Origin of the sequence: Kistimonas scapharcae, from assembly GCF_039540975.1 — a bacterium.
GTDB lineage: Bacteria > Pseudomonadota > Gammaproteobacteria > Pseudomonadales > Endozoicomonadaceae > Kistimonas > Kistimonas scapharcae.
Genome location: NZ_BAABFL010000317.1, coordinates 1 through 4,573, shown reverse-complemented (window position 1 = coordinate 4,573; position 4,573 = coordinate 1). Strand labels below are relative to the sequence as shown.

General features: G+C 49.9%; 3 protein-coding genes. All 3 read left to right on the top strand.

All coding sequences use genetic code 11. The features are described from left to right. Window positions 1–426: 426 nt before the first annotated feature. The 3 genes from ABD892_RS11595 (at window position 427) to dsdC (ending at window position 3,363) form a co-directional block, all read left to right on the top strand. Complete coding sequence (locus tag ABD892_RS11595; protein ID WP_345195829.1) at window positions 427–990, top strand: RBBP9/YdeN family alpha/beta hydrolase; 564 nt, start codon at window positions 427–429, stop codon at window positions 988–990. A 148-nt stretch (window positions 991–1,138) separates the two neighbouring features. After that, entirely contained in the window at window positions 1,139–2,371 is a 1,233-nt protein-coding gene (locus tag ABD892_RS11590; protein ID WP_345195828.1) for a BaiN/RdsA family NAD(P)/FAD-dependent oxidoreductase, read from the top strand. Between the two features lie 50 nt (window positions 2,372–2,421). Then, window positions 2,422–3,363 carry a DNA-binding transcriptional regulator DsdC gene (gene dsdC, locus ABD892_RS11585; RefSeq protein ID WP_345195826.1) on the top strand — a complete coding sequence of 314 codons (942 nt, stop codon included), beginning with the start codon at window positions 2,422–2,424 and terminating at the stop codon, window positions 3,361–3,363. The last annotated feature ends 1,210 nt before the right edge of the window (window positions 3,364–4,573 follow it).

Below are 4,573 nucleotides of genomic sequence, written 5' to 3'. Positions count from 1 at the left end.
CAGGCGGTAATGGGAACATGGGGATGAGCTTAGGCGGCAGAACGTGAAATCGCCTTATGTACCGGTTTTTGAGTACTTACTTCGCTGTGAATGGCCAAATTCATGCTTTTCAGGAGTCAGACGGTGTTCAAATATCAAGCGCTATTGGTTGGTTTGTCAGTGCTTATAACCGGTTGTGCAACCCAGGGTAACTGTCCAGATTCTCGCCCTGAAGTATGTACTTTTCAGTATGCGCCAGTGTGCGCAGAGACAAAAGCTGGAACGGTAAGAACAGAAAGCAATGCCTGTTCGGCCTGCTCTGATCCAGAGGTTGTCGGTTACACCGAAGGTGAGTGCCCGGTCAGGTAATCAGTGCGATTGCCATTGGCACAGCTGATCCTGGTATCTTGCCTATAATGCCGTGAATCTGGTGACAGGAGCCCGGGCATGAAGGTGGTTTTCATTCATGGTAATGGGGGCTGTACGGCTGAGATGCACTGGTACCCTTGGGTTGCAGAAATGCTGGGGCGGCATGGTTTGGAGGTTGTTCTAACAACATTACCTGACAACGAGATTGCGCATCAGGCTGTATGGCTTCCTTTTCTGCGCAATGAGTTACAGGCCGGAGCAGACACTATTCTCATCGGCCACTCGTCGGGGGCCATCGCGGCTATGCGTTTTGCAGAACAGTGCCCCATTATCGGCTCAGTGATTGTAGCGGGCTACCATACTGATCTGGGGATGCCTGATGAGCGGGTAGGCGGTTGGTTTGATACCCCCTGGGATTGGGAGGCTATTCGCCGCCATCAACAATGGATTATCCAGTATGCATCCGTTGATGATCCGTTTATTCCGATTGCGGAAGCCCGTTATGTGCATGAACAGTTGCAGACGGAATACCATGAATATACTGATCAGAATCATTTCGGTGGTGGCGGTAAGCGAAAGACAAGGTTTCCGGAACTGGTGAATGCAGTGCTTGAAAAATGTCAGATCCAACCGGACCGTTAATACATGTTCTACAAAAGACGAAAAGTCGCTATCGAAAAGACCACGTCCGGGCGGTGAATTACGCATTGGTTCAGTAGGAGCCCGTGGTTTATAGTGCGCGAAACAATCCGCCACTTTGAAAACACGACTGATCAGGATTTCTAGCTCTATGCCGCTTTCCCGCCCCCTGTTACCGGATTATGACGTTATTATTATCGGAGCCGGTGCAGCAGGTCTGATGTGCGCATTGACCGCCGGACAACGGGGGCGCAAGGTGCTGATCCTTGATCACGCCAATAAAATCGGCAAGAAAATCCTGATCTCCGGTGGTGGTCGCTGTAACTTCACCAACCTTTATGCCGAGCCTGCGAATTACCTTTCTGAAAACCGGCATTTCTGTATTTCTGCGTTACGGCGCTATACCCAGTGGGATTTCCAGGCACTGGTGAATAAATACGGTATCGCGTGGCATGAGAAAACCCTCGGCCAGCTCTTTTGTGATAACCGTTCCGGTGACATCGTGAATATGCTGGTGGCTGAATGCCGGGATGCCGATGTGACGATTCGGCTGAAAACCCAGCTAGAGAAGATTAAGCCTGTCACCAATGGCGAAACTTGTCGTTATCGCATTACCAGTTCCCTTGGTGAATTTACCTGTCAGTCATTGGTGATCGCGACTGGTGGACTGTCTTTTCCCACGATGGGGGCGACAGGTCTGGGGTATGACATTGGCCGTCAGTTCGGTCATCAGCTGGTTGCCCGGCGGCCGGGGCTGGTGCCGTTTACCCTGCCAGCTGCATGGTTGCGCAGATTTGGTGAACTGGCGGGGGTGAGCGCCGAAGTGGTGGTGAGCTGTGGCCATCAATCCTTCAGGGAAAAACTGCTTTTTACCCACAGAGGTGTAAGCGGCCCTGCGATTTTGCAGATTTCTTCTTACTGGCAGGAAGGTGAGACTGTTTCTATCAACTGGTTGCCCGGTGTTGAGATTGAATCCTGGCTGCGCACTCTGCAGCTGGAGCGTCCGAAAGCTGAGACGCGAACGGTGTTATCGGAATACCTGACTCGCCGTCTGGCGCTTGCGCTGTGCGAAAATGGTAACCTGCGGCGTTTGACGGACAAGGGACACAAACCGATCAACCAGTATACGGATGCAGAATTAAAGGCATTGGCTGATAGCCTGGAAAACTGGGCATTAACACCCTCTGGTACTGAAGGCTACAAAAAAGCGGAAGTGACGCTGGGGGGAGTGTCGACCGATGAAGTCTCTTCCAAAACCCTGGAAAGCCAGCGCCAGCCGGGCCTGTTTTTTGTCGGCGAAGTGCTGGATGTGACCGGACATCTGGGCGGTTTTAATTTTCAGTGGGCCTGGGCATCCGGCCATTGTGCCGGGCAGTATGTATAACACCAGAGCACTGTGTTGCCGTTGATGAACAAAATCACGGCCAGTTTTGAGTGTATTGCCAGAGAGCAGAACAGGATTCTGGGGGCCGACACATGAGTGGCAGCCTGCTGGGTTATCTACATACCTTTGAATGTGCTTCCCGTCACCTGAGTTTTACCCTGGCGGCAGAAGAACTCTGCCTGACCCCAAGCGCCGTGAGCCATCGAATCAAAAAGCTTGAGAAGCAACTGGGGTTTGACCTGTTCAGGCGCTATCCACGGCGGTTGCAGCTGAGTAATGAAGGAGAGCGACTCTACCGGGTTTTGTCAGGTTCCCTGCAGGATATTCAGGGCGAAATCCAGCAGATTAGAAACAATGAACTCAGTGGTGCGTTGATCATCTTTGCCCGGCCAAGTATTACCCAATGCTGGCTGGCGCCCCGGCTGCCGGACTTTCATGCAGAATACCCTGCCATCACCCTGGATATCCGCACCGGCAATGAAGATATTGATTTCCGTGTACAGCCGGTGGATGTCGCACTGTATTACACCGGTGATGATTATCCGGGATTGCATCGAACATGGATCATGGAAGAAGCTCTGTTCCCTGTTTGTACACGTGACTATGCGAAGTGTTATCAGCTGGCGGACAACCCGAAAAATATCAAACGCTGCCTGTTACTCCATGATGCAAGGGCATGGCCACATGCGGCACATGACTCTGAATGGGCGTTATGGGCAAAAGCCAGTGGTTTTGGCGATATCAGCGAGATACCGGGCTTCACCTTTGACTGCTCAGACCTGGCCGTGACTACAGCACTGAACGGTGGTGGCATCGCGATGGGAAGGCGACAGTTGGTCCAGAAAAGGCTGGATCGTGGAGAGCTGGTGGCGCCGTTTGGTGGAATGCAGGTGAAATCCCCGCACCAGTATTATGCGTTATCCCAGCCATGGCGGATCAATGAGCCCAAGATTCGGGCGTTCACGGAGTGGCTCTTAAGGAAGGGAGCTTAGGTGTTGACCCTTTGAAAACCGGAAAAGACGGATAAAACCAATACTGTTACCAGTATTTAACAGGCGGTCATTATGCGTGACATTCTGAGTTAACAATTGATGGAACTTACTGGTTGCAGAGAAATCTTTAATTGTAATGATTCAAGTATCAACAAAGGTCATGTGAATTATGATTGGCCCATCCTGGGGGGCAACATCTGCAAACCGGCAACAGAGCGGGATTTCTGCCTCTGAACATGTTACGGCTGGGTTAATACAATAAGTGCAACAGGCTGAAATTTGAGAAGTGAGGCAGCTGTCAGTAGATTTCTAAGTTGCCACACTCTGAAATGGATGTCTGGAAAGAACAATTAGTCAGTGGCAACATACTGACCAACTAGGAGAGAAACTAAAACAGTTTCTAATAGATATAGAGGCTATTGAGGATACTCCTCTATTCTTGTCAATACTGTGTCGCCGACTCCTTCGATCTTCGATCAGAAAAGCTGCAAACGGAATCAGTAAGTCATTCCTTGAACGTACCGAAAGACTTCCAATACCTGCCAGAATAAAAAATCTATTCAGTGCCAGCAGCTTGCAAACGCGAATGTATCAGTAGATCAAGAATGTTTACATTAACCCTTTGTTGGTCATCAATAATGGACCGCGCTATCTACTGGCCATTATTCTTTTCGGTTTAATTAGACACTGATAGTTCAGTTATTTATTCCGGCAGCGAGATAATCCCGTCCCTTGCGAACGTAACTGCGCATTTCTTCCATCGGCACCATGTTTTCGCCGGTAGTCCTTGTAATATGGGTGGCATTGTTCAGCTGTTCTGACATTTTGCGTTAGAAAGGCAAGACATTATTGATCAATAAGAGAATTTATTGGAGTAGCAGAATCTAAGAATACAGCGTATATAACCCAGGCTCATCTGAATTGTGACAGGCAAAGGATACGTTGGGTGTGATGGCATCATAACGCGTTGATGTTTTTTATAGGCGATTTTTTAACGAGGTATTCCATGAATGAATCATCACTTACCCCTGTAGTAACGACCTCAACCGGAGGCGGACAAATTCAGGCACCAGCCATACCCTCTACCTCGATGGGAGCCGGTAGAAGAATGGTCGCCATCAGGTCTGATGGTAAGTACTCAAAAACCGGTACATAAGGCGATTTCACGTTCTGCCGCCTAAGCTCATCCCCATGTTCCCATTACCGCCTG